We start from the raw sequence: 1405 nt of genomic DNA on the forward strand, positions 1-1405 counted from the left end.
TGATGTGTAGGCAAATCCGCACATCGTAAGGCTGGGCTGTGATGGGGAGCGAAAATTATAGTAGCGAAGGTCATGATCTCACACTGCCAAGAAAAGCCTCTAGCCAGGTGAAGGTGCCCGTACCGCAAACCGACACAGGTAGGCGAGAAGAGAATTCTAAGGCGCGCGGAAGAACTCTCGTTAAGGAACTCGGCAAAATGACCCCGTAACTTCGGGAGAAGGGGTGCCCCGGTAGTGTGAATAGCACGAGGGGGCCGCAGTGAAAAGGCCCAAGCGACTGTTTAGCAAAAACACAGGTCTGTGCGAAGCCGCAAGGCGAAGTATACGGGCTGACGCCTGCCCGGTGCTGGAAGGTTAAGGGGAGTGGTTAGGGGTAACCCGAAGCTATGAACCGAAGCCCCAGTAAACGGCGGCCGTAACTATAACGGTCCTAAGGTAGCGAAATTCCTTGTCAGGTAAATTCTGACCCGCACGAATGGCGTAACGACTTGGGCGCTGTCTCAACGAGAGATCCGGTGAAATTTTAATACCTGTGAAGATGCAGGTTACCCGCGACAAGACGGAAAGACCCCATGGAGCTTTACTGCAGCTTGATATTGGATTTGGGTACGATCTGTACAGGATAGGTGGGAGCCTTTGAAACCTGAGCGCCAGCTTAGGTGGAGGCGCCGTTGGGATACCACCCTGATCGTATCTAGGTTCTAACCTAGTACCGTAATCCGGTGCGGGGACAGTGTCAGGTGGGCAGTTTGACTGGGGCGGTCGCCTCCTAAAGAGTAACGGAGGCGCCCCAAGGTTCCCTCAGAATGGTTGGAAATCATTCGAAGAGTGCAAAGGCAGAAGGGAGCTTGACTGCGAGACCTACAAGTCGAGCAGGGACGAAAGTCGGGCTTAGTGATCCGGTGGTACCGCATGGAAGGGCCATCGCTCAACGGATAAAAGCTACCCTGGGGATAACAGGCTTATCTCCCCCAAGAGTCCACATCGACGGGGAGGTTTGGCACCTCGATGTCGGCTCATCGCATCCTGGGGCTGAAGTAGGTCCCAAGGGTTGGGCTGTTCGCCCATTAAAGCGGTACGCGAGCTGGGTTCAGAACGTCGTGAGACAGTTCGGTCCCTATCTGTCGTGGGCGTAGGAAATTTGAGAGGAGCTGTCCTTAGTACGAGAGGACCGGGATGGACGTACCGCTGGTGCACCAGTTGTTCCGCCAGGAGCATGGCTGGGTAGCTACGTACGGACGGGATAAGCGCTGAAAGCATCTAAGCGTGAAGCCCCCCTCAAGATGAGATTTCCCAGTATGTAAGACCCCTTGAAGACGACGAGGTAGATAGGTTGGAGGTGGAAGTGCAGCAATGCATGGAGCTGACCAATACTAATCGGTCGAGGGCTTATCCTAAAAAGTTT

Annotated in this window: 1 rRNA gene (cut by a window edge); it reads left to right on the top strand. The window is 54.3% G+C overall.

Features of this window, described 5'->3' with window-relative positions:
• Window positions 1-1397, top strand: a 23S ribosomal RNA gene (locus tag KJS65_RS29395); its annotated part reaches 1236 nt to the left of the window's first position; the annotation flags it as partial.
• Window positions 1398-1405 lie beyond the last annotated feature (8 nt).

It is taken from the genome of Paenibacillus sp. J23TS9 (assembly GCF_018403225.1).
In the GTDB taxonomy this organism is placed as follows: domain Bacteria; phylum Bacillota; class Bacilli; order Paenibacillales; family Paenibacillaceae; genus Paenibacillus_AQ.